This is a genomic window from Novosphingobium percolationis (assembly GCF_020179425.1).
GTDB classification, from domain to species: domain Bacteria; phylum Pseudomonadota; class Alphaproteobacteria; order Sphingomonadales; family Sphingomonadaceae; genus Novosphingobium; species Novosphingobium percolationis.
The window spans coordinates 874,920-899,996 of record NZ_JAILYM010000001.1 but is presented as its reverse complement, the minus strand read 5'-3'; the positions used below and the strand labels follow the sequence as shown (position 1 = coordinate 899,996).

At 66.7% G+C, this 25,077-nt stretch carries 25 protein-coding genes and 2 tRNA genes; 6 read left to right on the top strand and 21 right to left on the bottom strand.

Annotation, left to right across the window (positions count from 1 at the left end; genetic code table 11):
• Nucleotides 1-6: 6 nt before the first annotated feature.
• From K3A84_RS04110 to K3A84_RS04025, 18 genes are all read right to left on the bottom strand, one after another.
• Nucleotides 7-2,706 carry a conjugal transfer protein TraG N-terminal domain-containing protein gene (locus tag K3A84_RS04110; protein ID WP_225008020.1) on the bottom strand — a complete coding sequence of 900 codons (2,700 nt, stop codon included), beginning with the start codon at nucleotides 2,704-2,706 and terminating at the stop codon, nucleotides 7-9.
• A gap of 53 nt (nucleotides 2,707-2,759) precedes the next feature.
• On the bottom strand, nucleotides 2,760-4,193 hold the full coding sequence (locus K3A84_RS04105) for a conjugal transfer protein TraH (protein ID WP_225008019.1): 1,434 nt from the start codon (nucleotides 4,191-4,193) through the stop codon (nucleotides 2,760-2,762).
• Entirely contained in the window at nucleotides 4,183-5,052 is an 870-nt protein-coding gene (locus K3A84_RS04100; protein ID WP_404823098.1) for a conjugal transfer protein TraF, read from the bottom strand. The genes K3A84_RS04105 and K3A84_RS04100 overlap by 11 nt, the downstream gene beginning before the upstream one ends.
• Entirely contained in the window at nucleotides 5,033-6,742 is a 1,710-nt protein-coding gene (locus tag K3A84_RS04095) for a conjugal transfer protein TraN (protein WP_225008018.1), read from the bottom strand. The genes K3A84_RS04100 and K3A84_RS04095 overlap by 20 nt, the downstream gene beginning before the upstream one ends.
• Nucleotides 6,739-7,461, bottom strand: coding sequence for a type-F conjugative transfer system pilin assembly protein TrbC (gene trbC, locus K3A84_RS04090; protein WP_225008017.1), 723 nt, complete (start codon nucleotides 7,459-7,461; stop codon nucleotides 6,739-6,741). Before trbC ends, K3A84_RS04095 begins: the two co-directional genes overlap by 4 nt.
• A gap of 62 nt (nucleotides 7,462-7,523) precedes the next feature.
• Nucleotides 7,524-8,555, bottom strand: coding sequence for a conjugal transfer pilus assembly protein TraU (gene traU, locus K3A84_RS04085; protein WP_225008016.1), 1,032 nt, complete (start codon nucleotides 8,553-8,555; stop codon nucleotides 7,524-7,526).
• Complete coding sequence (gene traW / locus K3A84_RS04080; RefSeq protein WP_225008015.1) at nucleotides 8,552-9,190, bottom strand: type-F conjugative transfer system protein TraW; 639 nt, start codon at nucleotides 9,188-9,190, stop codon at nucleotides 8,552-8,554. Before traW ends, traU begins: the two co-directional genes overlap by 4 nt.
• A complete protein-coding gene (locus K3A84_RS04075; RefSeq protein ID WP_225008014.1) occupies nucleotides 9,190-9,750 on the bottom strand; it encodes a S26 family signal peptidase in 561 nt (186 codons plus the stop codon). The genes traW and K3A84_RS04075 overlap by 1 nt, the downstream gene beginning before the upstream one ends.
• Entirely contained in the window at nucleotides 9,737-10,138 is a 402-nt protein-coding gene (locus K3A84_RS04070) for a TrbI F-type domain-containing protein (protein WP_225008013.1), read from the bottom strand. Before K3A84_RS04070 ends, K3A84_RS04075 begins: the two co-directional genes overlap by 14 nt.
• Entirely contained in the window at nucleotides 10,135-10,572 is a 438-nt protein-coding gene (locus K3A84_RS04065; RefSeq protein ID WP_225008012.1) for a hypothetical protein, read from the bottom strand. The genes K3A84_RS04070 and K3A84_RS04065 overlap by 4 nt, the downstream gene beginning before the upstream one ends.
• Complete coding sequence (gene traC / locus K3A84_RS04060) at nucleotides 10,572-13,142, bottom strand: type IV secretion system protein TraC (protein ID WP_225008011.1); 2,571 nt, start codon at nucleotides 13,140-13,142, stop codon at nucleotides 10,572-10,574. The genes K3A84_RS04065 and traC overlap by 1 nt, the downstream gene beginning before the upstream one ends.
• Entirely contained in the window at nucleotides 13,142-13,912 is a 771-nt protein-coding gene (locus tag K3A84_RS04055; protein WP_225008010.1) for a TraV family lipoprotein, read from the bottom strand. Before K3A84_RS04055 ends, traC begins: the two co-directional genes overlap by 1 nt.
• Before the next feature lie 5 nt (nucleotides 13,913-13,917).
• Nucleotides 13,918-14,772, bottom strand: coding sequence for a DsbC family protein (locus K3A84_RS04050; protein ID WP_404823104.1), 855 nt, complete (start codon nucleotides 14,770-14,772; stop codon nucleotides 13,918-13,920).
• A 23-nt stretch (nucleotides 14,773-14,795) separates the two neighbouring features.
• Nucleotides 14,796-16,097, bottom strand: coding sequence for a TrbI/VirB10 family protein (locus tag K3A84_RS04045; RefSeq protein ID WP_225008139.1), 1,302 nt, complete (start codon nucleotides 16,095-16,097; stop codon nucleotides 14,796-14,798).
• 56 nt (nucleotides 16,098-16,153) lie between these two features.
• Nucleotides 16,154-16,909: a type-F conjugative transfer system secretin TraK gene (locus tag K3A84_RS04040; protein ID WP_225008008.1), complete on the bottom strand. Its 756-nt coding sequence runs from the start codon at nucleotides 16,907-16,909 to the stop codon at nucleotides 16,154-16,156.
• On the bottom strand, nucleotides 16,906-17,487 hold the full coding sequence (locus K3A84_RS04035) for a type IV conjugative transfer system protein TraE (RefSeq protein WP_225008007.1): 582 nt from the start codon (nucleotides 17,485-17,487) through the stop codon (nucleotides 16,906-16,908). The genes K3A84_RS04040 and K3A84_RS04035 overlap by 4 nt, the downstream gene beginning before the upstream one ends.
• Before the next feature lie 12 nt (nucleotides 17,488-17,499).
• Nucleotides 17,500-17,787 (bottom strand): type IV conjugative transfer system protein TraL, encoded by a 288-nt coding sequence (gene traL / locus K3A84_RS04030; RefSeq protein WP_225008006.1) that lies wholly within the window; start codon nucleotides 17,785-17,787, stop codon nucleotides 17,500-17,502.
• 27 nt (nucleotides 17,788-17,814) lie between these two features.
• A complete protein-coding gene (locus K3A84_RS04025; RefSeq protein ID WP_225008005.1) occupies nucleotides 17,815-18,168 on the bottom strand; it encodes a hypothetical protein in 354 nt (117 codons plus the stop codon).
• A gap of 347 nt (nucleotides 18,169-18,515) precedes the next feature.
• Here K3A84_RS04025 and K3A84_RS04020 point away from each other — a divergent pair, with 347 nt between their 5' ends.
• Both K3A84_RS04020 and K3A84_RS04015 read left to right on the top strand, forming a co-directional pair.
• Nucleotides 18,516-18,962, top strand: coding sequence for a helix-turn-helix domain-containing protein (locus K3A84_RS04020; protein WP_225008004.1), 447 nt, complete (start codon nucleotides 18,516-18,518; stop codon nucleotides 18,960-18,962).
• Nucleotides 18,963-19,007: 45 nt separating this feature from the next.
• The gene (locus tag K3A84_RS04015; RefSeq protein ID WP_404823097.1) at nucleotides 19,008-19,253 is read left to right on the top strand and encodes a helix-turn-helix transcriptional regulator; all 246 of its coding nucleotides are present in this window, start codon (nucleotides 19,008-19,010) and stop codon (nucleotides 19,251-19,253) included.
• A 407-nt stretch (nucleotides 19,254-19,660) separates the two neighbouring features.
• On the opposite strand, the gene K3A84_RS04010 is transcribed toward K3A84_RS04015, so the two are convergent.
• The 3 genes from K3A84_RS04010 to recJ all read right to left on the bottom strand — a co-directional run bounded on the left by K3A84_RS04010 (nucleotide 19,661) and on the right by recJ (nucleotide 21,755).
• Nucleotides 19,661-19,735, bottom strand: a tRNA-Glu gene (locus K3A84_RS04010).
• A 38-nt stretch (nucleotides 19,736-19,773) separates the two neighbouring features.
• Nucleotides 19,774-19,848: transfer RNA gene (locus K3A84_RS04005), tRNA-Glu, on the bottom strand.
• 134 nt (nucleotides 19,849-19,982) lie between these two features.
• Entirely contained in the window at nucleotides 19,983-21,755 is a 1,773-nt protein-coding gene (gene recJ, locus K3A84_RS04000) for a single-stranded-DNA-specific exonuclease RecJ (RefSeq protein ID WP_225008003.1), read from the bottom strand.
• A gap of 158 nt (nucleotides 21,756-21,913) precedes the next feature.
• On the opposite strand from recJ, the gene K3A84_RS03995 reads away from it, so the two are divergent.
• The 4 genes from K3A84_RS03995 (at nucleotide 21,914) to K3A84_RS03980 (ending at nucleotide 25,064) form a co-directional block, all read left to right on the top strand.
• The gene (locus K3A84_RS03995; protein WP_225008002.1) at nucleotides 21,914-23,203 is read left to right on the top strand and encodes a hypothetical protein; all 1,290 of its coding nucleotides are present in this window, start codon (nucleotides 21,914-21,916) and stop codon (nucleotides 23,201-23,203) included.
• A 6-nt stretch (nucleotides 23,204-23,209) separates the two neighbouring features.
• Nucleotides 23,210-23,710, top strand: coding sequence for a flavodoxin family protein (locus tag K3A84_RS03990; protein WP_225008001.1), 501 nt, complete (start codon nucleotides 23,210-23,212; stop codon nucleotides 23,708-23,710).
• Nucleotides 23,711-23,817: 107 nt separating this feature from the next.
• The gene (locus K3A84_RS03985) at nucleotides 23,818-24,540 is read left to right on the top strand and encodes a hypothetical protein (RefSeq protein ID WP_225008000.1); all 723 of its coding nucleotides are present in this window, start codon (nucleotides 23,818-23,820) and stop codon (nucleotides 24,538-24,540) included.
• A complete protein-coding gene (locus K3A84_RS03980) occupies nucleotides 24,531-25,064 on the top strand; it encodes an AHH domain-containing protein (protein WP_225007999.1) in 534 nt (177 codons plus the stop codon). The genes K3A84_RS03985 and K3A84_RS03980 overlap by 10 nt, the downstream gene beginning before the upstream one ends.
• Nucleotides 25,065-25,077 lie beyond the last annotated feature (13 nt).

The following is a 25,077-nucleotide window of genomic DNA, read 5'->3' as shown; positions in this document are numbered from 1 at the left end:
CACTGACTACCACTTTTTCACTTCGTCTGCAGCGCGGGCGCTTGCGCCCTTTGCTGCCTTGGTCACCGCATCGACTTCGCCACGCGCGGCTTCTATGCGCTTGTGACCATCGGATTGCGCTTGCTCGACCTCAGCATGGATGGCCTGCGGGTTGGGCCCTGCCGATGGAGGGGGGGCGCTAGTTGGTGCTCCTGGCAAATGCGTCCGACGTCCTGAGGCGGCGTTCGGATGCTCAACTGGCCTGCCGTCTGGCACCACCAGCTTACCGGCGATGTCTGTGCGCAGCTTTTCGCCATATCTCTCGATGAACTTATGCTGGAGCTCCTGGCCCTGCGGGCTGAGCTGGAAAGAGAGGTCATCGAACCGGGCGCTGCCGTAGAAGTCACTATTGTGTTCGATCTCGGCTAGGCCCCACTCGCGATAGGCCTGACTGATGTTGAGGCTCCCGGCGGCGCTGTTGCCCGAGTAGAAACTGGCCTGGTTCTCGAGACGATGTGCAATCTCCTCGGCCCGCCGTGCTTCGCGGACATAGCTCTGTGCCTCGGTCAACGAGGAGTTCAGCCCATTAGCGCTGCTGGAGATCGACGAGTTCGTCGACGTGCTGACCGTGCGCACGAACCCGTCGCGCGTGGTGGTCCAGTTGCGGCTATCGGACATCTGCTTGAGCGTCCCGGCAATGCGTGACCGGTCTTCCGATGCGATGCCGATGTCGCTGTCAGTCCATGCCTCGTTGCGCCCACCCTTTGCGCCGCCTCCGATCTGGGCTGGCCCAAAGCGCCCGCCTAGCCCGACGGAGGCTTCGCCATTCAGGAACCACGACGTGGTGATGTCGTCTGCGGCCCGGCGGGACAGGCCGAATGAGCGTTGCAGCGTCGAGGAGGCTTGGTCGACCTCGTTGAAGGCGGACTGGATACTGTCGGAATTCGACTGGCCGGTCGTGGTCTCGAGGCCGCTGCCGTGCGAGAGCTGGCTGCGCAGTTCGCGAAAGCGGGTCACGGCGCTCGCGGTCGATTGCTGGGCGATGTTGGCGTAAGTTTCGCTGTTGGCGCGTGCTTCGGAGGCCATCGTCGATAGCCGGGTCGTGAATTCCTTTCCAAGCGTCGGCGAGAACGGATAGCTCGAATTCGGCAGCTGGTCGTAGGCAGCATCGGGGAAGCTCGTCGTGACCGAGCCGCTGTCGCTGATAGTACGTGTCTGTGGCGCGCCGTAGGCAAAAGATGGCGCGACGGTCCCTTGCGCGAACTGGCGCGTCATCACGCTCGAGTTCTCGAGACTGGTGTTGCCAAGCGAGACGTTGCCGGTGCTGGCTTCACGCCCGGCCTCTTCCGCGGCATTCTGGCTGGGATTGAGATAGGACGTTGCATGGCTGGAAATCGCCATAGCTCCGCGCGCGACGCCGCCGGCGAGGAACGGCACCGAGGCGATCAGGTATCCGGCGAGCAGGCCAATGTCCTTGTCGACGTCGGCCATGCCGGTGAAGGTCGCGAGCGTCAGGCCGGTGCCGCCGGCCACTGCTGTCATGTCGGCGGAGCCCTTGGCCATCAGCATCATGTGCAGGATGACAAAGAGCGGCCCCCATGCGGCGAGGTAGAAGAACCCTGCGAGGTAGCCCCGGAGCGCGGCGGGGCCGGTGCCCGGCAGCAAGAACAGCGGAAACAGCACCGGGAACAGCGCGTAGAACAGCACCGTCAGCACGATGTTGAGCAGCGGCACCCACTTCATCGCATTGCCCGCGATCGAGCTGTACGTGCGCTCGGTCTGGATGTCAGCGCGGGTCTGGGCATAGACATCGACGCTGCTCGCCCCGCTGCTGGCGGTCGCGCCATGCATGGCCTGGCCCATGGCATTGATCGTCAGCGTCTGGCGAAAGATGGCTGCGGCATTTGCGCCAACGCCACTCAGATACTGGTAGGCGACGGGGAGGTCGGCCATGAGCTTGGCCTTGGCCAGCGCCGCCGTGCGGTTGGGGTACAGCTGGCGACCGAACATGGTGCCCATCGTGTCGATCAGCTGCGCCCACTGGCCATTGAGCGCCGTGTAGGCTTGCCTGCAGGTCACGATCGAAGAGGTGACCATGCCTGTCGTGGCATCGCGGGTGAGAAAGCGTTGTGCGCGGGCCTGGCTCCCGGGGCCGATCGCCGCCCAGATGTCGTCCGCTTGCGCCAGCTGCTGCATGGATTTGCGGCCAAGCAGCACATCGTAGAACACGCATTGCCGGAAATGTTCGTCGAGGTTGGCGGCGAACTCGGGATCGGAAATGCGAAGGCCCTGTGTCGCGTCGTAGAGACGCGCGCCATAGATCATCCCGTTCTTCGAGTAGTTGAGATTGGCGGGCAGGCCGAAGACCACTTCGGCCGAACCGGTCAGGTAGTCGCCGATCTGGCTGGTGAAGCTGGCCACGAGCGCGAGGCCGATCGGGACGTTGGCGACCTCCGCCGGGGCGAGGCCCGGGTTGATCCGGTCAGTGACATGGACATCGAGCCGCGGTACCATCAGACAGGAATAGATCAGGGTCGCGCCAAGGAACCAGTTGATCCACGCACGCCAGTCCTGGTTGAATGCCAGCGTCAGTGCCGAGAGGCCGAGCCCCATGACCATGATCACCTGAAGCAGGCTCTTGTAACCTCCGTTCCCGGTCCAGGCGGCGACCGCCTGGAACACCGAGACGAGGTACTCGCCGCCACCGACCGTGAAGACTTCGACCATGAGCTGATCCTTGGGGGCTGATCCCTATGCGCGCGGCGCTTGCGGGCCTTGCGTCAGTGGGTGAGGGCGCGCGTCTCGACGCCGCGCGACCAGTCGAGCGCGGCGGCCATGCCCGGGGACATCCGCGCGGCGAGCACGTTTTCGATGAACGCGGTCTTCTCGATGATCTGCATGATTGCGCCGACCTTGATATGCGTGTCGGCCTGCCGGTCGGCGAGCGCCTGGCGCACCGTGTTCACCTGTCCCTGCCACATTGCGATCTTGGCCTCGTCAGCGCCGATGAAGCTCGACATCGACCGCCCGGCCTCGCCGACGATGCGGTCGAGCACGGCGAAGAGCAGGTCCACACTGGCAATCTCCGCCAGGGTTTCGCGGTCGTCGGTCGGCATGCCCCGGCCATAGGCGGCCTGCACGGTGAGGATCTTGTAGAGCGGGACCGAAGCGACCTGGAGCAGCTCCTTCTGCGCGTCGGTGATCGGCGTGTCGTCGCGGATCGCCTGGACCATGCCGTCGATCAGTCCTGAAACCCGTGGGCGCAGGGCCTTGGAGGTGGGGACATCGAGCGACCTGAACGTCGGATTGAGACACTGGTCGGGCTCGTCGCAGGAGAACACGCGGACAGAATTGCCGCTGGTGCCGTCGAGCAGCGCAGTGACGAGGCTCGAGGAAGCGTCGCCTGCAAAGGGCACGAACTTGCCCGCCTCGTTGTCCTTGGGCGGGATGTAGATCACCGTGCCGATCAGCGTCATCGCGTACTCGGCCAGTTCCTGGTCGAAGGTGCCGTTTGGCGAGAAGAACGCGGACTTCTTGAGGATCGTCCAGGTATAGTTGCGCGCAACGCCCGGATTGACGTCGGCGTACTTGTCGCCGCCGGCAGCCGTGGTGCTGGCGCGCTGGCCTTGTGTCCCGCACCCATGCTTGGCGGCGGCATAGTCGGTGAAGATCCCTTCGGAATTGCCGATCGCCTCGCAGATCGCCTTGTCGGCAAGGTCTCCCTTCGGCCAGATCCCGCCGACGAGCCCTTGCGCCATCTCGCACGAGTTGATGTTGAGATTGTTCATGAGCTGCGCCTTCTGCGCGAACTCCTGCATGACCTTCGAGCATTCGGGGCAGACCGTGTCGATGGCGAGGCTGAAGGCAAAGCCGACCGCGTTGTTGGCGACCGCTTTCAGCATCGCGACGATCTCGCTGGCGTTGATGAAGCTGAAGGAGCCCGCGAAGATATCGATGCCGCCGCAACCCGCACGAGCGCGCGGCAGTTGCAGGTTGGCGATCTGGGTCGTCTTCTGCGGAAACCGCGTCCAGACATTGCCGAGGCTGTAGTAGCCGGCTGACTGGCCCTGAAAGGCAGAAGGGCCGGTCACATTGGCCGCGCCGCCCATGTCGCCCAGGAATGCATCCATCGAACTGCCGACATTGGCCATGGCGTTACCCGGCAAAGCGAGGACCAGCAGCGCGGCAATCGTGCGGGTGAGGCTAGTAGTCATGGCCGGCGTCCTTGGTGGTCAGGAGATAGATGCGGTCCTGGAGTTCGTCGGCCGACATCACGCCGTAGCCGATCGGGATCGCGCGGTTTCTCGCGGCATCCCAGAGCACGACCGCCGGGGTTACCTTGGGCTCGAGCCCCATACGGATGCGCTGGTTGGTTTCGACGGTGTAGTCGGGGAACTGGCGCGAGGGACCGCCATCGGTCGAGATCGCGCGCACGGTGATCGACCAGGTCGAGGCGACCGAGCGGATGATCGGCGACATGATCTCGCAGGCACCGCAGCTCTGCGCGAAGAAGTAGAACAGCCCGTAACGCTGCGAGAGGTGCGCCATCGCGTTGTCTCGCGCGGCTTTGCGGTCATCCTCCCATTCGCGCTTGCCGAGCGTCGAGACCGGGCGTTGCAGGGTATAGTCGAGGCCAGGATCCTGCCAGATCGCGCGCTGCCAGACATCGCTGAACAGCGAGGCACGGTCGAGTTGCTCGCGCTGGAAGCGGATATAGGCCGTGACGTTGGCCGGGGTCGGCTCGAGGATCGCGCGCGCCTTCAATTCGCGCAGTTCGGCCGTGACGGCATCGAGCCGTTCGGTGGCGCTGGCGGTTTCAGGAGGCGCTGACTGCGAGGGCTTCACCGGCTTAGGGCGCGAGCAGTAGAACCAGTATCCCAGGTGCCGCTCACCGCAGTAGAACGGGTCCTGCGTTGCGGTTGCCGTCGCGGGAACGTTGATGTTCTCAGAGGGCAGGCTGTCCCGTGTTGGCTCCGCCAGTGCCGGCGTCGCAAGTATGGCGGCAAAGGCCGTGAGGAGAATGCGGTGCGGGCGCGGGGAGGCACCCACCGGCTCAGTGCGAGGTTTGTGCATAGTAGGCCTCGATTTTCTGCTGGATCTCGGTCGCCGCCTGCAGCTCATCGGGCAGTCGCGCGGCGCTGGTGAACTCGGCGTAGACCTCGCTGAAATCCATTTTCGAGAGGTCGAGCTTCGCGAATTCATCGACGGTGAAACCGTCGCACTGCTCCTTCTTTGGCGATCCCCAGGGCTTGTTCAGCTGGACCCGGCCCTGTTCCTGCAGGATGCGCGACAGCTTCGATTCAAAGCAGCAGTATGCCTTGCGCTTGGTCAGGCACACGCCGAGGAAGCTGGAGGAGCAGTAGGTTCCGACGTAGTGGCAAAGTCCCTGCACATCGCGCTGATGCAGCAGCATTTCCTCGCGACTGCATCCAAGCATAACGAGCAGCTGAATGCCGGGAATGAGGGGGAAACCCTTGCCCTTGCAGCAATTGAGAATGCCGAACACTTTCGAGGCGCAGGTGTCGCGCTCGCCCTTGAACAGCGACAGCGTGGCAGGATCGAACTCGCGGCGCGCCTGGTCCATCGCATTGAGCGCAACCACAGCATCCTTGAACTCGGTGTTGGGCTGGCGGTCGATCGTCTGGCAGGAGCCATCAATGCAGTAGACATCGCCATCGCAGATGAACTGGTTGGGATCCTGCGTGGTGTCGGGGACCGGGCAGTCGTAGACATGTTCCCAGGTCCGGCAGGGCTGGTCGGTCAGGCAGTCATCCCGCACATGGAGGCAGCCTGGTGTCGTTTCCAGGGTCGTGCAGTCCGAGGCCGCGGTGTAGGCGGCGCAGGTGTAGCTGCGCGACCAGGCCCAGCAGGGCGCGGTGACGGAAACCCCGTTCACGAGGCGGGTCTCGGGTGAACTGTCGGTGCAGGTCTCGGCGTCTTGCGCGCAGGAGGTATCGCTCGCGAGCGACGCGCAGGCGCTGTCGTCGCGGCTGGTCGTGATCTGGTTCTGGCTTGAGACCCGCACAGGCGTGCGACCGGCAATGGGCGCGCTGCACGTGAATTCGTAGACCGGGTCTCCAGGCTCGGTGCAGTGCTCGACGCCGTTCTGATCGGTATAGCCCTGCAGGCATCGGCCCGCATGTGAGCCGGACTGCCGACACAGCGGGGCCGTAAAGACCGTGCAATCCTCTTCGCCATCGGTGCAGTAGTAGAGATAGCTGGGGACCGCGCTCGCGCTGGCGGCAAGGCTGACGGTGCAGCTTCGGACCACCTCGTCGGCGGTATAGCCGGTGTTGCAGGTGGCGATGTAGCGCGCCGGCGCGCCTGACGCCCGTGGCAGCGGCACGCACCGCCCTTGCGTGCCACCGGCGCTCATGCCGCTCGTATATTGGAGCGGGTCGCTGCTCACCGCCTTGCTGCGTGCCACTACGGCATCGAGGTCCTGCCTGCCGAACGTCGCGCGGTGGTCCATCGAACTGCGCATGGCGGCGTAGCCGGCGTTGCTGCTCGCATCGCTCGCGGCCTGCCGCGCCATCGCATCGGGATCGCTGAACCAGTGCGCTTGCGCCGGGTTGGCCGTGTAGTTGGGAATGCGCGCGGCGTCGGGCGTGGAAGTCGCCGCGGCCTGTGCGCTGGCCGCTTTGCCTGCGCCGAATGCCTTGCCGTCCTCGCGCGCAGCCTGCTGGCTGGTCTGCGACAGCGCGATTGTCGGGAACGCAGCCACAACGAGCATCAGCGCGGTGCGAAAGCGGAGTGTGCTCATGGCGCGGGTCTTTCGAGGCGAGCGAGGTGCTGCGCAGCAAGCCGTGCGCCAGGACCACCGCCGCGCGCAAAGGTCTCGAGCGCGTAGGCCGCGGTGACGTTGCCGGTCATCACGTCGAAAGGCGGCACCGCGGTGCTACAGTCGAGGCCATCACAGAGATCGAAATCGCTGCCCCCCATGACGTAGGTCGGAACAGATTCGACGTGGAAAGCACGGAACAGGCGCGGATCGATGCCAATCCCGGCGATGTGCTCGCCGGGCTGGAACACGCCCGTGAGCGCTGCGGTCATGGCGCGCGCGCTGCCCTCGCGGAGCCCGCGGAACACGACCACGCCGCCGGCGCGGGGAACATCCTCGATCATCTGGCGAAGGGCTGACGCCGGCATCGATGTGCTGGCAAAGGCAATGAAGCGCGGACCCGTCCCCATCGCGCTGAGCGCCGCATTGCCCGCCGTGGCGACCATGGAATCGAAATCGAAAGTGCCGTCTTGGCGCGCGATCTTCCCACGGGTCGTGGCGGTCGAAGATCGGGCGCGCTGGATTGCCGCGTCCGTTTCAGCTTGGGCTTCGGGCCGCAGCTGCGCAGCCCGGTCGCGTGCGGTGCGGGCGAGGGCCTGGGCTTCCTCTATCTGCGCTGCGGCCTGTGCGCGGATCGCGGCGAGATCGATGCCGGGGCTGGCCTGCGCCAGGGCCGCGCCGATAGAGCCGACGCCGGTCATGCAAGTTGCAAGGACGGCGGTGCGAAGAAATCGCAATTTTGCAGCAGGTAGGGGTAGATTTCTCATAAGGCGCAGCAGTTTCTTTTGCGCCAGACGAGGTAGCCCATGTCCTCGCCGATGGCGGGATAGACCTGGCCGGCGGACATGAAGGTGGTTGAGGCACCGATCGGCGCGCAGGCGTAGCGGCCGCTCGTCTGGGGGTTGGGGTTGGTGGCCTGGAAGCGGTATTGCTGCTTGCGCATCACGGGCATCAGGTACTTGCCGCACAGGCCCTTGCCGCCCATCGTGCCCCAGGCGACAAGCTCGCGGTGGAGCTTGTAGGCAAAGCGGGCGAGCGCGAGCCGCGAGGCCTGAACGTGGCCGATGGTGGCCGCGACATTGCCGTTCATCGGGTACATCGTTCCCTGGCAGCCGGCGCACCAGAACAGCTCGTCAGATGGCAGCGAAACGGTCGCCTTCGCGCAGTCGGCGGCGCAGGCGGCCAGAGACAGCGGGTTGGCAAACAGCACGGCTTCGGGATTGATGATCGCGGTGAGTTCGCTGTCCTGCCACAGCGGATCGATCTCGGTGATGTAGAGGATATCGACCGAGCCCTGTTCGAGGCAGAGGAAGTCGGCGACGATCTCCATCCAGTAGATCAGCGGATAGGCGTACCAGTGGATGTTCCACTGCGAGGCGTATTGCGCCGCTCCGCCCACCGCCGATGGCCCGGCGATGGTCTTGAAGCCGATGTCGAAGCCGGGATCGAGCTTGAGGCCGCCGAGGTTCACGAAGCACCAGGGCTTCATGCTGACATCGGCCAGGCGCACCGGCTCCCAGAAACCCATGGCGATGCCAGGGCGCAACCCGCACAGGCACAGCGGAAAGTCGGGGTTGTCGGTGTCAGGGCGGTTCGAGGGCCAGATCTTCAGGCCACCAATCGAGATCGGGAACAGGCACGACCAGCAGATGTCGGTGATCGGGTTGACGAAATGCCCGGTGCACCGCCCCGGACCCGACGAGGCGCTGGCCGGCGCGGTGCTGGCGGTCAGGAGCAGAAGTGCGGCGAAGGCCGAGTGTAGCCAGATTCTGAGCCAGATGCGTGCGTGGGTCATGCGGTAGGCCTCCGTCGGGGGAGCGCCTGCTCTGTCACGACCAGCACGCGGCCTTTCTGCTCCACGGTCGCCGGGAGCGCGCGGATCCCGAAATGGCGGATCAGCGTGCCGCCCTGGTCGAACCAGAACCGGTGCTGGCGCGCCTTCATCAGTTCAAGCGGCGCGCCGGAGGTCAGGATCAGCTTCGCCGCCGGCCCGCCGAAGCGGGCGAGTGCCCAGTCGACCTGGGTGCCGACATCGCCGTCAAGAAACACGAGCGGCGCGCGAAGCGAAACCGTGTCGAGCGGATTGACCCGGGTGCCTGCCGCGATGATCACGCGGCCCTTGTCGTCTTTCAGGTCTGCGCCCACCGTGATCGTCGGATCAAACGTCCAGCTGCGGGTGGCGCTGGCAAGCCCAAGGCCCTCGACGGGTGTTGGGCGATTGATCCTGGCGATGGTGCGACGCTTGAGGTCTTCGTTGAGCCGCGCGATCGCGCCGCTCCGGTCGAGAAAGGCCAGCCTTTCGGCAATCTGTGCAAGGAGATCCGGTTCGACCACCGGCCAGACCGTGCCTTGCTGACCATAGTCGCGGGCCTGCGCCAATGGTGCCGCCAGCAATAGGGGCACAAGCGCGGTGAGGGTGATCTTGCGCATCACAGCACCGGCGTCCCGACGCCCAGCACCCGCGCGCCGCAGATCGATCCGATTGCGGCATAGCGGCTGTCGAAACTGTCCTTGTTCTCCGTCGCCACGAAATAGCAGCCGGGCGGGAGCGTGCCCGTGGGGCCGGGCAACAGCGGTTCGCCGCTGCGGCTGAAGGGCTTGGCTACCGCGACTGCGCGACCGTTGACGAAGAAGGTCGCAGCCTTGCGCGTCACCCGGTCGCCGGCGACACCGGCCACGCGTTTGCCGAAGATCATCGGCCCCTTACCGAAATGCCTTTGGAGAAGGGCCGAAGCGGGCGGCTCGAACAGGATCAGGTCGCCGCGGGCCGGTGTAGCGCTGCGGTTGAGCCAGATCGCCCAGTAGGGAAGCGAGGGGCTGGCGTTGATCAGCAGCGCATGGCTCTCGCGAAACGTGGCGAGCGCCGAGAGCGCCGCCGCACCGCAGCCAAGCCCGGTCCAGAGCACAAGGCGGGGCCACCAGCGACGATGCGTCACTGTCGTGCTGCCCATGGCTGTGGGCGGCAGGGTGATGCGCTCAGGGATGGGCATTGGGGCTGCTCCCCATGCGCCGCGCGACGTCGGCGCGAACGGCTTCCGTCATATCGGGGGCCGCGCCTGCGACGACGGCTTCGGAGACGAGCACGGTGCGCCCGTCGCGGCCCATGGCATCGACCGAAGCCTGCACGGCCCTGAGGTAGGCCTCGATCCGCGCGCGGGTCTCTTCGGGCGTATGTCCGGCGCGGGCTTCTGCCCCCACGAAATCGCCCATCATCCCGGAAAGCCGGACCGTGACGATCCCGCGATGCTCGAGTGCGAGGAGCTTGTGCGTGGCCCAGGCGCCCCAGGCAGTAGATGCGGCCATGCTCGCGGCGAGCAGCAGCGGCATGGACCGGATGGGCGCAAGGCGTGCCTTGAGCGATGTGAGGAATTTTCTCATGCTTCATCCCTCCCACTGGCGAGCCCCTGGCCGACCTCGCTGACGAAGCGCGGCAGGCGCCAGATCGCGATCAGCGCGAGCGCGCCGGGGAAGGCCACATTGACCAGATCGGAGAAGGCCGCACGGCGCGCCGGGTCGGCGGCGAGGTAGCGGCTGGCAAGGTTGTCGATCTGGGTGAACAGCACATCGAGGTGCCAGCCCGACAGCGCGAGGAAGAACATGAGCGGCAGACCCAGCGTGATCGCAAGCGTGCTCGCGGCAAAGGTGCTGCCCTTGATGGCGAGATAGCAGGTGTCGGCCAGATGGCGGCGCCAGCGGTGGCGGACCTGCTTGCGCGAAGCACCGCGCTGGAGCGGCTGCCCGGCCTGGTCGGGCGGGGCGGCGGGCCGTGCCATCAGCACACGGTCGAACGGTGTGTCATGATCGAAGGCCATCACGCGGTCTCCTCGGGATTGGCCCCAGACGGACGCCCGAAAGCGATCGTCTCGATCGCGTCGGCGAGCTGATGGCCGCGCGCGACTTCGGCATCGATCGCGGCAAACGTCGCGGGCGAGCTGGAGTAGAGCGTTGCTGAATAGCGATCGAGCACGAGCCGCCCGATCGCCTCGGTCTCGGGGCCCTTGATGAAGACTTCGGAATAGGCTGCGCCATTGCGCCGGAGGCTGCGGATCAGCGTTTCCGAGCGATCATCGAGGTCGAGCCGCTGCGCGCGGCGCAAGTCGGCGATGGTCTCGGCCTTCTGCTGGAGTACCAGCATCCAGTCGCTGTTCTCGAGCGCGGCGCGGGCACCATCGGACTTGTAGTAGTCGTTGAGGGACTGCGTCGCCGTCGCCAGTGCTCCGCCGTACTTGCGGCAGGTGCGGGCATACGTCTCGACGAACTCGCCCATCGATCCGCCCTTGAGAAGGCCCCAGGCCTCGTCGATCAGGAGAAGCTTGCGCGTGCTCCGGGGCGTTCGCGTCATCGCCTGGCTGGTCATGAACATGATCGCAGCCAGGACCACGCTGCGAAGGTCCTCGCGGGTCGCAAGGTCCGACATCTCGAACACGGTGAACCCGGCCTCGAGATCGACGCTGGCTGCGCCTTCGAAGAAGCGGCCGTAGGTGCCGCCTGCCATGTAGGGCGCCAGGGCCGTCGCAAGACCGGCGGCGCTCTCGCTGTCCATGTCGGCGAGAACCTCGCCGATCGCGGTGATCGAGGCGCCACCGCCGTGCTCGGCCCACACCATGTTGACCGCGCGGTCGATCAGGCCGCGTTCGGTGTCGGTGGGGGCGCTCGAATGGCGCGCCATCTGCCCGACGATCGCCTTGACCATCCCGAAGCAGTCGAGGCGGTAGTCTTCGTCCGCGTCGGCGCGGGGCGCGTCGATCATTGCGAAGGGATTGAGGCCGAACCCTGCGGCAAAGGTGAACTCGACGAAGCGGCCGCCCAGGAGCCGCGCCGAGTGTTCGAAGCTGCGCCCGTCGTCGATCACCACGACATGCGTGCCGGCACCACGCAGCGCCGCACACATCTCCTGGAGCAGCACCGACTTGCCCGAGCCGGACTTGCCGCAGATCGCGACGTTGTGATTGCCCGCGCCGTTCTCGAACGGCGACCAGAAGAACGGCTGCCCACGTCGGCCGAGAAACAACAGGTGGGGCAGTGGCCCGCCGAGGTATTCGCCCTGGACCGGGGCGATGTTGGCCGCGGTCGTCGAAAGCATCGTGCGCAGGCGCTTCAGGCGCTCCATATCGTCGGCGAGGCCATCGGCCAACGTGAGCGGCATCGCCGCAAGCAGGCCCTGGAGCTGGAGATAGCGCTCGTCGGCGAGGTCCCAGCCCGCGGCCTTGTAGATCGACTTGACCGCGCGCTCGTGGCGATCGCCAAGCCCAAGCGGCGAGAACGTGGTCAGGCCATAGAACACCCGCACGAGGCGGCGGCCTTCCTGCAATTCATTGCGAACGTGCTGCCACTCGGCCGACTGCTCGGCGATGCGCGGCAGGAAGCGCGCCGACTTCGTGCCCGCAAGGCTGGTCGTGCGCATGAACTTGTAGCCTGCGCGTGCGGCCGCCGCCTCCTGGTCGGGATAGACGAGGCAGAGCATGGTCGCGGCAGGGCACGGAAAGCGCAGCTTGTCGGTGAAAAGATCGCCGATGAGGCGCGCGCATTCCCACGGCGCCCAGCGCTGCGGCATGTTGCGGACAGCAAAATGGCGCAGGTCGAAGGCATCGGGATAGACCTCGCCGATCTCGGGTACACCGCCCGGTGCCGCGCCCGTCGGCCGGAACCGCTCGGTGCGCAAGATCATGCGGTCCTCTTGGACGACAAGTTCGATGTCGCGGCGCACGACCTGCGCCGAAATCGGATCATCGGGATTGTAGGGGAGCGCATCGTCGTGCGGCGCGGTCGTGGGCGAGGTGAGGTCGTCGATCAGCGCGATGAGGCCGGCAGGTTCCACTTCGACCACGCCCAGTTCGAGCGAGCGCAGCATGGCGACCAGGCCCTCGCGCGTGGCGACGAGGTCCTCGTCGCTGACTGCTTTGCCTGCCGGTACGCCGACCGAGACGAAGAGCTGGTGGTGGCGTGCGTGGAACGGCGCATCCTCGGTGCCCGAGCGCCAGACGAGATCGTAGAGGTGCCGGCTGCGGTGCCGGGCGATCGCCTCATAAACCCCGCCCTGAACATAGCGCGGAGCGAACCAGGGGGCGATGATCCGGCTGATCCGGGGCGAGGCAAGGTGCAGCACCTGGAGGCAGGCGCCCGGCGGCAGGCCTTCGGAAAAGAAAGCGCCGAGGATTTCGCCGGTGCGCTCGTCCGCGCCGATCAGCGGGGTGACGCCGAGGACGAAGCCTTTCGAACGGGCATTGAGATAGAGCCGGGACTCCGGATCCCAGACCCGCCATGGCAACCAGTCCGAGAGCATGTCGATCAGCAGGTGCGGCCGGGCGGCTTCGTGGGCCTCGGCATCGCCGGCGAGCCCTTCAAGCAGGCGCCGCCGCAAGGTGTGGAACAGGCGCGCCATTAGCGGTGCTCCTCGCCGGTGTGCGCGCCGCGCGCCTTTGCGGCATCGATCGCGTCTGCTGTGGGGAAGACAATCTGGGGTGGTGCCAGGGTTGGTGACAGCAGCGTCGGCGCAGGTGTCGCGGCATCGTTCGGCCGAGGGGCCCGATCATGCTGGGGGGCGGGCATGTCGGACCCCTCGACCACCGGCGGCGGGGGACCGCCGGCACTTGCCTCGGCCGCCGTGGAGGGGAGGACCGTCGGCGAGGCAATCGAGAAAGGGGAAGCGGAGGACTGGTCGGTGACGACGTCGTTCGGGGCGTCGCTGGCACCGGATCCGGCCGCTGCGCCGCGCGGCTCGGCACCGCTCAGTTGATGCCTGAGCGTCCTGATCAGCGAGGTGTCGACCGGCGTCGAGGCGGCGCGCAGCGCACCGCGCCATTGCGGGGCTTCGACCACGGCCCAGGCCACGGATTCGTCGTGGAGCACGCCTGCTTCATCGACGTGCGCGGGGAACACGACGCGGAGCGTGCGTTCGCCTGTCCGGGCAGCATCACCCGGCGTCACGCCGGCACGGTGGCGCGCCCTGGCAAGTCCGTCGTCGGGCACCGCCGTGGTTCCGGTCTCAGGGGCAAGGGCGGCCGTCGCCTTGCCGTCGATGACGCGCGAGGGCGCGCAATCGCCTTTCGGCGCGCGGCAGGTGAACTGGCCTGCGATGTTGGTGCCAAGATGTGTGCAGCCCGTGCCGGCAAGCAGCAGGACGACAGGCGCGAGTGTGCGAATGATGGCCATGACGATCATCCCTTGCTGGTGAGAAAGGCGCGCAGCGCAGCGGCGGGGCGATACCCCTCGAGCACCGCGCCATCGGACGGCCGCACGATCACGGGGGTGCCGTTGAAGCCATGCGCGCGGGCAAAGGCTTCGTTGGCGTCGAGCCCGTGCGTGTCGCATGGCTTTGGCCGGGCGAGGGCGACCCCCGAATAGGCCAGATGGAGTGCCGTCTCCTGCGCGGGCGCGCAGAGCACCTGCTCGGCAAGCTTGCGGCTGTCGGGGCCGAAGATCGAGATCGGCCGCTCCTCGACGCGCGCGCCGATCGCCTTCAACTCGCCGGTGAGGCGCTTGCAGTAGCCGCAGTGGAAGTCAGAGAAGACCACCGCTCTCGGGCCGCTCACCGGACCCCAGGTGATCGCACCATTGGCGGGGAGCCCGGCGAGCGAGACATGGCGCGAACCTGCGCTGACCGGCGGCGCTGTTGCGGCCTCCTCGTCAGCACCGCTCTCGTTGTGCGCAGCCCCCGCGGCGAGCAGATCGGGATTGAGCTGGAGCAGCCGCGCAGCCGTCAGGTCCTGGCGCGCCTCCATGTCGTAGATGCGGCCGATGACGAGGTATTTTGCATGGGGGTCGACGTAGAACAGCGTGTTTTTCGAGGCGACTTCGCACAGGCCACCAAGGCCGCTGCAGGAGATCGCGTCGATCGGCGTCTTGGGCAAGCGCAGTCTAAGTGCGGCGCGAACCCTTGCCGTATCGGCCCGGGCCAGTGCCGGCGTTGCAAGGTGCGCGATGGCCCAACCGGCCGTGCCGGAGAACAGGGCCAGTGCGGCGAAGGTGCCCAAACGGCGGCCAAGGCGACGCCGAGGCGAGGGCAGGTCCATGGGCTGGATAGTCTGGGGCGCGGTCATCGCGGGCTCCTAACGTAGACGCCGTCGAGGAAGACGATTTCGACATCGATGCCGGTCGGCATCTCGACGACGGGTTGGTACTGTTCGGCACGTTCGATCAGGTATTTGCTGACCGTGTCGGCGGTATCGGCGAGGCCCTGGCCCACGCCGCCGCCGATGATCTCGCTGCCGGAGAGCTTGCGCGTCGTGCCACTGGCGTTCGCGGTGACGCCCGAGAACACGCTGTTGGCATTCGCGGAGAAGCCCCGGCCAAAGCCGCCGATGACGCCCGCAAGCAGGGCCTGCCCGACGAGATTGCCCTCGCGGCTGACCACACGGCCGCGCACGCCTGATTTTCCGGCGAAGGAGATGAAGCCCTTGACCTCAGAAACCGCGACGCGCCCTCCGGGCTGATCGCAGGTCATCCGGGCAAGCTTCACGTACACCTTCTCGCTCGAGAGATCGCCGCGCGCCGCGCCATTCACGACGCACCCTGCAATCCGGGTGGTGAGCACGCGGCCATCCTGGAGAACCGAGCGCGCAGGACCGGTGATGCGCAGGACCACGGGCAGCGGATCGGTCTGACTGGCGACGCCCGCCGAGGCATCGACCCCGACGATGACCCGCGCCGGCGCATAGGAATTGGGCGGCAGGTATTCCGGGGAGTCTTCGACCACCAGCGGCGGCGCTTCGGGACGGGTCACCTGCAGGCCATTGGCCCCAGCGCCGGCCTTGTCGGCGGCAAAGCTCATCAGCTTGACTTCGCTCGTCCCGGGCGTCGCGCCATCGGTCGGTGCGCCGCCGAGGTCGCGTCCATGCCCCTGCTGGTCATAGCCACCGGCCTGGGGGCCATAGGCGGGCGGCGGGGGCGTTGCCGCAGGCGTGGTCGTTGTCGCGGCCAGCTGGCTCTTCAGCTGTGCGTTCTCGTTCGAGATCGCATCGATCGCGGCCTGGCCGTTGGTCTGCATGGCCTGGTTCTCGGCCTTGAGCGCTGCCAGCTGCTGCTCGATCTCCTCGCGCGGAACGGCCGCGTCCTTAAGGTCCTTCTGCTCGCGCGCCATGGCATCGAGCCGGTTGCCGTAGAGCGCGACGAACTCGCGCTGTGACAGATCGCGATTGACGAGGCCGGCGGTGTCGATCGTCTGGGCGTCGCCAGGCTTGCCGGCATCGACCTTGCCGCCGGACCCGGCGAGGTACCAACCGGCGCCCGCCAGGATCACCGTGCCAAGCCCTGCCAGCAGCATGTGTTGGCGGCGCGCGGTGCGGCGGTTGAGCCCCGCCAGATCGAGCGGCGCTTCGCGAGTGGATTCCGGATCCATGGCTTCGCCAGTGCGGGCGTTCGAGGGCGCAGGTGCTCGCGTGTCGGGACCTTCGCTCACGGACGATCTCCCCCGTTGGCGCTGACCACGAATGCACGGGTCGCCGCGCCAGAAGCGAGGTCCATCGTATCGGCGGCGAGCGCCAGCGTGCCTTGCGGGGCGAGGTCGGCACTTGTCAGCGTAATCGGCTTGTCGCCGCGATTGACGATGCGAACGTTGCGTCCCTCCAGCGCCGCGCCCTGGTATTGGGCGATCAGCTGGACTTCGAGATGACCGACACGCGTTGGCGGGCTGCTCGCCTGCCTGACCGTGTAGCCGGGAAGTGTTGCGTTCCCGGCCATCGCCTGGATCAGCCGCACCGCAGTCTGGTCGGGCGGGCTCTCAGCTTCCCAGTGGGCAGCATCGTCGTGCGCGATCGCCGGGTTGGTGATGAAGACCTGTGCGGCCTCGATCGGTGCGATCGGGCACGAGACCTTGTAGACGTAGCCCTTCTTCGTCGTGGCGAAGAAGCTGATGCGTGCCGCGGCAAAAGTCTCGGGCACCGAGACGTAGATGTCGCCGCGCACCGGCTCGTTCGACACTGCAAAATCGTTGTAGGGCGTGCCCGTGCCAATCTTGGAGACACTGGCGAACTGATCGCCGACAAGGCTGAACCGGGTCAGCTCGTGCGCCGAGACACGGCAGGCAATCGTCGCGCCATCGGCGACTTCGAGGAACTGGTCGGCGCGGGCCACGCCGGGTGCCACGACCAGCAGGAGTGTTTGCGGGAACAGGCAGGCGATGCGCCGCCGCGAACGGGGGGAGAGCATCATTCGGTCTCCTTGGGAGTCTCGGGGGAGCTGGCGGGCTTGACCTCGGCGAACCCTGCAAGCGCGAGGCGCAGGCCGCGGTAGGTCCAGGTGAAATGGAAGCTGCGTTCTTCGCTCGCGACGACCTGTTCGCCGACGAAGGTCTTGAGCGTGCCGTGAACGTCTGAGGAGAGCGCAGCCGGATCGACTTTCATCGACGTGAGGACGAACGCCTGGCTCAGATCCGAGCCGCGCTGCTCCTCGACGATCCGCACGAGGTCGGCCTTGAGCTTTCCGCTGCTGGCCGGATCGGCCAGTTTGAGGATCGCAGCCATCCAGTAGTCGAGGCCTTCGGGACTGCGGTTGAGCAGCATCAGCGCGACATCGCGGGTCACGAACTCGAGGTATTCCGAAGACACCCCCGCGCTCGAGACGGTCAGCGGCGCGCGCGTGGTCGGCAGCAGCACGACTTCGCGGTCGCGGGTTGCGGCCATGCCTGCCGCCACCGTGAATGCGACGGAAAGCCCGGTGGCTGCCAGCGCGAACATGTTGCGCTGGCGCAGCAGCTTCTGGCTGCGTTCGTGCGCAATATCGGAAAGCATGGCCTTCCTCCCTCAGCCGACCAGCAGGCGGCAACAGGAGGGCGGCGTCGCCTTGAGACCACTCAGTCCCGCCGGCAGATACCAGTAGGCTGCGTGCCGCACCCAGGAGCTGGCGCGACCTGCCTTCGCCTTTCGCAGTGCGAACCAGAGGATTCCGGAAAGGGCGATGCCGACAAGTATGTGCTGGGCAAGAATGCCCCAGGTGAAGGGGCCGACCATCCCGGCGAACTCGTCGATGGTCCAGAAGCCGATGAGCTCCGGATCGTCGAGGCGGCGGGGGATCGTGTAGCGGTCGCTCATGGTGATGCGCCCTCCTGGCCAGCGGCGTCAGATGACGCCGGTGATCACCGAAGTGACGATCGGAACGCCGGTGCCGACGCCGACGCCCACACCGACGGGCACGGCGATCTGGCCGAGCGTGAAGCGCCCCGAGGCAAGGCTGATGAGGCCGGCCGAAAGGCTGAGCACAGTGATGATCTTGCCGCCCGAGCCCTGCAGGAACCCCGTGAACTTGGTCAGAGCGGTCGTGAACGTGGCGTCCGTGCCGGCATGCGCTGCCGTGGCCGCGAGCGCACCGATTGCGATCGGGGCAGCAAAGGAGAGGACGCGGCCTGCGGACTTGCCAAGGGTGGGGCCGAGGGAAGGGGCAGCGAGCTGCCGGGGGAGACGAAGGACAGTCATTAGGGGAACTCCGCTTGTGCTGCACAGCGCATCGTTCGCTGTGTGTTCCCAGTTGGACCGGCTGACTTAGTCTAGGAAATAGGAATGTGATCGGATGGTGAAATGCGGCTCTTTGTGGACGATGGACGCTGCCAAACCGTAGGCTGGGCCGATGGGGCGGCCCATTGAAAGCGACGATAGATCGCAGATTGTGGCGAATCGGAACGCGAATCTGCGCCAGCAATGAGCGAATCGCACATCATCCCTGTTCTGCAATTTGTTCCTTGTATGTTCCTATATTTTTCCTATCCTGATCCTATTGAGGCCAGCGACTCGGCGCAGGCCCTGTCAGCGAAGGAAATGCCTTCATGCGCACCATGACCATGCATGCCGACGGCACCGGCCAGCGCCTCGCGCGGCTCCTGTCTTCGGCCATCGATAGCTCGGGGAAATCGCGCCGCGACATCGCGCGCGAGGCCGGGCTCCATAAGGACACCCTGCTGCGTGTCCTGCGCGGCAGCCGCGAGTTCACGGTCGACGAGGCCGATCGGATCCTTTCTGCTTGTGGGATCCCGGCACCGGCCGTTCTGTGTCTCGTGGCCTCGGGCAGGGACGACCTTGCCGCAAGCTGGCTGCGTAGCGGGTTCGTCGAGTTTCTGGACCGGTTCTACCGGGAACTGCCCGGTGCCCTTCGAGAAGGGCTCGGCGAGCGCATGGACGAGATCCCGCCGCGCTGGGCGCTGGGAGCCTCCCGTCTGCTCGCCAAACAACTGGCGCGCCATGTCGACGAGTTGTCCGTGCGGGAGTTTTCCTGAGCGGGGTGCGAATTGGGGCGGCCATTCATTGAGAAGGATTGGACGATGGATACCTTACCTGATGCGCCTGGCATCGAAGGTGTTGCCTTGATCGAAATGCCTGCGCCACCTCCGCCGCGCCTGCTGCGTCTTCCGGACGTTATGGCTCGTGTCGGCCTGAAGCGATCAGCGATCTATCAGCGTATGAACGAAGGTCGTTTTCCAAAGTCCCGGTCGCTTGGCTCTCGCTGCAGCGTTTGGGTTGAGGATGAGATCAACGACTGGGTGAGGGCCATCAGCGCCATGGAGTGAACAGTCGGCCCGATTGATCGGGAGCATTCCAAAGCTGGCAACAAGGGTGCTGATCGGAGGATCGGCGCCCTTTCTTTATATGGCCGCGCGACAGAAGATCGTCGCATCTGTGGCGGATGGGGTTCCACGCAATGAGGGGGCAGAGGAGAGGACTTCGGATGAATGGTTGAAGGCCGTGGTGGGTTGCCATTAGGGGGCCGAGGTCTGGCCGCTGGTCGATGCTCAGTTGGCATCCGCAGGCGGGCGAATAGACCACTGCACCCGGTCATCCCATGCGTCGATTTCAGCCGAATCAAAGTGAGGCTGAGAGTGGTGCTCGTCCGGAGTTATCCACAGATGCCCGTACGGGCTTATTCGACGTATATTAGACAAGTTTCGCTCGGGAGGAGCTAAGTGCTTGATTTTATTGGTGACCCCTACGGGAATCGAACCCGTGTTTCAGCCGTGAGAGGGCCGCGTCCTGACCGCTAGACGAAGGGGCCAAGCCGGGGGCACAAAGGCCCGCCGGGAAGGCAGCTAGTGGTGACCCCTACGGGAATCGAACCCGTGTTTCAGCCGTGAAAGGGCCGCGTCCTGACCGCTAGACGAAGGGGCCACTGGGCTAGCGCCGCTGGGCAGGTCCGCGCCTCTATTGGCATCATGCGGATGCGTCAAGCGTCGATTTTCACAAAAATGTTTCAGTGGCTGTGGACAAGTTTTTTCGGACCGTCGGAAGGAGCAGGCGAGGCGCTAATCCGCGAAGGCGGCATCGTCGACGTGGAGTTCTGCCGCCGGGCGACTGCCCCAGTCGTCGATGCGCGCGCGGCCCGCGAGCCAGAACTGGCGGCCGCGATGGCCGTGGAGCAGCGCCTGGCCCAGCTCGGTCTGCGCCGCGCGGAAGGCCATGGCCTTGAACGAGCGACCGTCTGCGCCGCTGGCGATCATGCGCAAGTGATCGGCGCCGACCACATCGCACTTTACCAGCCGCACCGGCCCCACCGCGACGCGGGGGCCGGGCCAGCCGACGCCGAAGGGGCCTGCGGCTTCCAGTGTTTCGATCAGGTGCGGGGTAAGCCCGCCGGGATTGAGCGAGAGATCGAGCAGCAGCGCCTGCGACGCACGCGCTTCGCCGACATCGCGGGCGAGGCGTTCGTCGAGCCAGTCGGCGAGCAGCGCAAGTTGCGCTGGGTCGATGGTGAGGCCGCAGGCCATGGCGTGGCCGCCGCCCGCGACGAGCATCCCGGCTTCGCGCGCGGCGATGATCGCGGCGCCGAGATCGACGCCCGCGATCGAGCGGCCCGAACCCTTGCCGTGCCCGGCTTCGTCGGCATCGAGCGCGATGACGAGCGTGGGCTTGCCGGTCTTTTCCTTGATACGGCCGGCGACAATGCCGATCACGCCGGGGTGCCAGCCTTCGCCCGCACAGACCACGACCGCGCGGTTGTGCTGCGCGTCGACTTGCGCCTCGGCCGCTTCCTGCACCGCCTGTTCGATGGCGCGGCGCTCGTCGTTCAAGGCGGAGAGGCGCGTGGCGATGTCGCGCGCCTCGTCCGCGTCGGAGGTGGTGAGCAGGCGCACGCCGAGCGAGGAATCGCCGATGCGGCCTGCGGCGTTGATGCGCGGGCCGAGCGCGAAGCCGAGGTCGGAGCAGGTCGGCGCGCGGTTGAGGCGGCTGGCATCGATCAGGGCGGACAGGCCGACGTTCTCACGCTTGGCCATGACCTTGAGACCCTGCGCGACCAGCGCGCGGTTGAGGCCCTTCAACTGCGCGACATCGGCCACGGTGCCGAGTGCGACGAGATCGAGCAGGCCCATCAGGTCTGGCGCGGGGCGGTGCTGGAACGCGCCGCGCGCGCGCAGGGTGCGCACGGTGGCGACGGCGAGCAGGAAGGCCATGCCGACGGCGGCGAGGTGGCCGTGGGCGGCGGCCTCGTCGGCTTCGTCCAGCCGGTTGGGGTTGACCAGCGCGGTCGCGCGGGGGAGTTCGGGCGAACACTTGTGGTGATCGACCACGACCACGTCCACGCCGGTGGCATGCGCGGCGGCGAGCGCTTCGTGCGCCATTGCGCCGCAATCGACGGTGACGATCAGCGTCGAGCCTTCGCGGGCGAGGCGGACCAGCGCTTCGCCCGAGGGGCCGTAGCCTTCGAGCAGGCGATCGGGGATGTAGGGCGTGGCCTCCAGCCCGACGGCGCTGAGCAGGCGGATCAGCAGCGCGGCGCTGGTGGCGCCGTCGACGTCGTAGTCGCCATAGATGGTGACCTTCTCCTGCCGTTCGACCGCATCGGCAAGGCGGGCGGCGGCGACGTCCATGTCGCGGAAGATCGACGGATCGGGCAGGAAATCGCGCAAGGTGGGGCGGCGGTGGCGCTCCAGATCGTCAGGTGTGACCCCGCGCGAGAGCAGCAGCTGGTCGACGAGGCCGTCGTTCAGGCCGAAGCCCGAGCCGATGTCCATGTTGCCGCCGCGCCAGCGCCAGGCGAGGCCGGAGAGCGAATGCGTGATCGAGGTGACGGGGATCATTGTCCCCGAGCGCTAGACCAATCGGGGCTGCGCGAAAAGTGCGAGAAATTGCGCGAGTTCACGGCCCGTTGACTTGACCCGCGCTCCTGTGGTCGCATCGCGGCGGGCGCACTTTGCCGAACCGGGCGAGTCTCTGGTCTTCGAACGAGGAGATGGGCATGAGCGGGAATCAAGGCAGGTGGCGCAGGCGCGCCGCGTGGGCAGGCGTTTCGGCGCTTGCGGTGCTGGTGGCGGGCGGCGCGGTCGTGGCGCAGCGGACCACGGGGCCGGTAGCGCGCTATGAGATGCGCGCGGGCACGGTATCGGGGATGGCAGGCATGGCGGGAGGCGGCATGGCAGACGGCGGGGGGCGCGGCGGTGGCATGCGCGCTGGCCTCGGCATGGCCTTTGGTGGTGGCTCCTCGGTCAACCACGAGCTGTGGCTGGACCTGGGATCGAGCCGGGCGCCGACCGGCGCAGCACCCCAGGCCGATCACTTCATGCCCGCAGGCGCGAAGCTGGGGCCATCGGTGCCGCTCAGGACGCCGCAAGTCGTCAAGGCGATGCCCACCGAAGGCGAGTTCCAGCGGCCCAAGGGGCGGATGCTGATCTTCTGGGGCTGCGGCGAGCACGCCGGGCCGGGCCAGCCGGTGGTGATCGACTTCGCCAAGGTCGCCGCGGGGCAGGTGCCGCCGGGGCTGTGGTCGAGCGCGGTTCCGCTGGAGCGCGGCGTCAGCCCTTCGAGCAGCCGCACGTATGGCCACTGGCCCGCCGATGACGGCAAGTTCGTCAAGCCCGACAGTTCGTTGCTGGGGCCGCACCGGGTGGAGGGCAACTACAGTCCGAGCATGGCCTTCACCCTGACGCATGATTTCATGGCGGCGTTGCGCGCGGGGTCGAGCGTCAATCCCACGGGATCGGTGTTGCTGCGCTGGAACGCGCTGGGCGATGCGACGGGGTATCACGCTTCGCTGATCGGGGGGAAGCAGCAGGGACGCGGCAACGAGATGACCGACATCGTCTGGTGGTCCTCCAGCGCCACGCGCGAGTTCGGCGGCGGGCTGGCCGACTGGCTTTCGCCCGCCACGGTGGCGCGGCTGGTGGCCAGCCGCACGGTGCTGTCGCCGCAGACGACGACCTGTACGGTGCCGGTGGAGGTTAAGCAGGCCGCGCCCGACTTCATGATGACCACGCTATATGCCTATGGGCCGGAGGAGGACTTTGCCTATCCGCCCAAGCCCGCCAATCCCAAGGCGGTCTGGAACATCGAATGGTCCGCGCGCATCCGGCATCGGTCGATGACGTCTTTCCTGGCGGGAATGCCGGGCATAGAGGACATGGGGGCAAGCGAGGACGATCCGCGCCAGCAGCGGCAATGTCCGCCCAAGAAGAAGCGCGGCGGCTTTGGTGGGCTCGGCGGGCTGCTGGGCGGGGCAGTCGGCCTGCCGACCGGCGACGACGGCTGCTGAGGGCCGATGGTGACACCGTGCGACCTGCTGATCGTGTGGCACAGCCGCACGGGTGCGGCCCGCCAATGCGCGCAAGCGGTCGTGCAAGGGGCGGTTAGCGTTGGCGACGGCGGCGCGCGGATCATCGGGGCGGACGAGGCCTTGGCCGAAGACCTGCTGGCCGCGCGCGCCTATGTCTTCGCCTGCCCCGAAAACCTGGGCGCGATGTCGGGTGCGATGAAGGAGTTCTTCGACCGCTGCTACTACCCGCTGCTGGGGCGGATCGAGGGGCGGGGCTATGCCAGCGTGATCACGGCCGGATCGGCCGGGCAGGGCGCGCAGGCGCAGTTGGAACGGATCGCCACCGGCTGGCGGTTGCGGCGCGTGCGCGAAGCGATGATCGTCAATTGTCAGGCCCAGACGCCCGAGCAGATTCTTGCTCCAAAACGAATAGATGCAGCGGTGCTGCAACTATGTCGCGAATTGGGACAGGCACTCGCGGCCGGTCTCGAAATCGGCTTGTTTTGATGTAAGGTCCGGCTTCGATCGGACGATCGGTGTCGAACAGCATTTCTTTCGGGACGGACGGGTCGCCGGGGGGCAAAGGAGCAGGCGTGACCGGGAGCGCGAGCACGGTGAACAGCACCCCGATGGCGGCGCTGCTGTTCGCGCAAGGATACCGTCCCGATGATGCCGGGCTGACCGCGCTGGCGGCGGAGGCTGGTGGCTATGCCGTATCGCATCGCGATCTGGATACGCCGGGCTGGGTCGAGGTGTTGCGCGATGGGCTGACGTTCGACCTCAACGGGCTTGCGCCTGACGCGCCCGTGCCGGTCGATCTGGCCGCAATGCAGCGGGTGGGGCTGCCGCAAACGGTTGATACTTCCACGCTGGAAGCAATCGTGCTCGCGCCCGGCCCGCATCTTGCGGGTGCGGAACACCTCTTGCCGGTGGTGCGGGTGGCGGCCGCATTGATCGCCGCATTGGTGCGTCTGCCGGGGTTGGTTGCGGTTTCGTGGCTCCCGTCGGGTTCTCTGGTATCTCCGGAATGGTTCGTGCAAGCGGCCGATGCATGGATTGCGGGCGGCCCGTTCCCTGCACTGGCGATGACGACGATTGCCAGAACTGCCTCCAAAATGAAGAGCCACGGGCTGACATTTCTTATTGGTCAAGAATTTACGCTCTACGCCTCGGGCGGGATGTTGCAGGAGAAGGATGCTCGCGTGGCTGTGCGACTGGTCGATTGGCTGGTAGCCCATGGCAAGGTCGAAGGACCGCGCGAAGTCGTACTTCCCGACGTCGGCCCCGTCTGGCTTGAGCCTGATGGGGAAGGCACGATCCACGTTCGGTGCGCGTGAGGACGCGGACGCGCCCATCGCTTCCTTTCCGGGCCGTCAACCGGCCCGGCGCCCCCGGTTACAATGCACGGCTGCAGCGCCACCACGTGCTGCCGCGCCAGTTGCTGGCCGAGCCGGGGCTGGCGGGGATGATGGCGGAATTGGGGGGCGAGGCTGTGGTCGATGATTTCCGGCGCAACGGGCTGCTGCTGCCCGCCACCGATCACGAGGCCAAGCGCATGGCGCTTCCGCTGCATCGCGGGCCGCACCCTGAATACAGCGCGCTGGTGATCGAGCGCGTAGGCCAGATCGAAAGCCACTGGCAGAAGATGCGCCGCGCCGACCGCCAGATGGCCACGCGTGAGGCGCTGATGCGCATGGACTGCCTGCAACGCGCGCTGCGGCGGCGCCTGCTCGACCCGCTGCGCTGGCTGGGACCGGCGCTGAATCGGCGCGATCCGATCCGGCAGGACTGCGCGCTCGATTACAGCCACCTCGATGCGATGGCCGGGCTGCTCTGGGCGGAGACGGCTCCGGCAGAGTAGGGCCCGGCCGAGG

Coding starts and splice junctions, on each gene's coding strand:
- K3A84_RS04110 (WP_225008020.1), bottom strand. CDS start 2,706: ATGGTCGAAGTCTTCACGGTCGGTGGCGGCGAGTACCTCGTCTCGGTG.
- K3A84_RS04105 (WP_225008019.1), bottom strand. CDS start 4,193: ATGACTACTAGCCTCACCCGCACGATTGCCGCGCTGCTGGTCCTCGCT.
- K3A84_RS04100 (WP_404823098.1), bottom strand. CDS start 5,052: ATGCACAAACCTCGCACTGAGCCGGTGGGTGCCTCCCCGCGCCCGCAC.
- K3A84_RS04095 (WP_225008018.1), bottom strand. CDS start 6,742: ATGAGCACACTCCGCTTTCGCACCGCGCTGATGCTCGTTGTGGCTGCG.
- trbC (WP_225008017.1), bottom strand. CDS start 7,461: ATGACCGGCGTCGGCTCTATCGGCGCGGCCCTGGCGCAGGCCAGCCCC.
- traU (WP_225008016.1), bottom strand. CDS start 8,555: ATGACCCACGCACGCATCTGGCTCAGAATCTGGCTACACTCGGCCTTC.
- traW (WP_225008015.1), bottom strand. CDS start 9,190: ATGCGCAAGATCACCCTCACCGCGCTTGTGCCCCTATTGCTGGCGGCA.
- K3A84_RS04075 (WP_225008014.1), bottom strand. CDS start 9,750: ATGCCCATCCCTGAGCGCATCACCCTGCCGCCCACAGCCATGGGCAGC.
- K3A84_RS04070 (WP_225008013.1), bottom strand. CDS start 10,138: ATGAGAAAATTCCTCACATCGCTCAAGGCACGCCTTGCGCCCATCCGG.
- K3A84_RS04065 (WP_225008012.1), bottom strand. CDS start 10,572: ATGGCCTTCGATCATGACACACCGTTCGACCGTGTGCTGATGGCACGG.
- traC (WP_225008011.1), bottom strand. CDS start 13,142: ATGGCGCGCCTGTTCCACACCTTGCGGCGGCGCCTGCTTGAAGGGCTC.
- K3A84_RS04055 (WP_225008010.1), bottom strand. CDS start 13,912: ATGGCCATCATTCGCACACTCGCGCCTGTCGTCCTGCTGCTTGCCGGC.
- K3A84_RS04050 (WP_404823104.1), bottom strand. CDS start 14,772: ATGGACCTGCCCTCGCCTCGGCGTCGCCTTGGCCGCCGTTTGGGCACC.
- K3A84_RS04045 (WP_225008139.1), bottom strand. CDS start 16,097: ATGGATCCGGAATCCACTCGCGAAGCGCCGCTCGATCTGGCGGGGCTC.
- K3A84_RS04040 (WP_225008008.1), bottom strand. CDS start 16,909: ATGATGCTCTCCCCCCGTTCGCGGCGGCGCATCGCCTGCCTGTTCCCG.
- K3A84_RS04035 (WP_225008007.1), bottom strand. CDS start 17,487: ATGCTTTCCGATATTGCGCACGAACGCAGCCAGAAGCTGCTGCGCCAG.
- traL (WP_225008006.1), bottom strand. CDS start 17,787: ATGAGCGACCGCTACACGATCCCCCGCCGCCTCGACGATCCGGAGCTC.
- K3A84_RS04025 (WP_225008005.1), bottom strand. CDS start 18,168: ATGACTGTCCTTCGTCTCCCCCGGCAGCTCGCTGCCCCTTCCCTCGGC.
- K3A84_RS04020 (WP_225008004.1), top strand. CDS start 18,516: ATGCGCACCATGACCATGCATGCCGACGGCACCGGCCAGCGCCTCGCG.
- K3A84_RS04015 (WP_404823097.1), top strand. CDS start 19,008: ATGGATACCTTACCTGATGCGCCTGGCATCGAAGGTGTTGCCTTGATC.
- recJ (WP_225008003.1), bottom strand. CDS start 21,755: ATGATCCCCGTCACCTCGATCACGCATTCGCTCTCCGGCCTCGCCTGG.
- K3A84_RS03995 (WP_225008002.1), top strand. CDS start 21,914: ATGAGCGGGAATCAAGGCAGGTGGCGCAGGCGCGCCGCGTGGGCAGGC.
- K3A84_RS03990 (WP_225008001.1), top strand. CDS start 23,210: ATGGTGACACCGTGCGACCTGCTGATCGTGTGGCACAGCCGCACGGGT.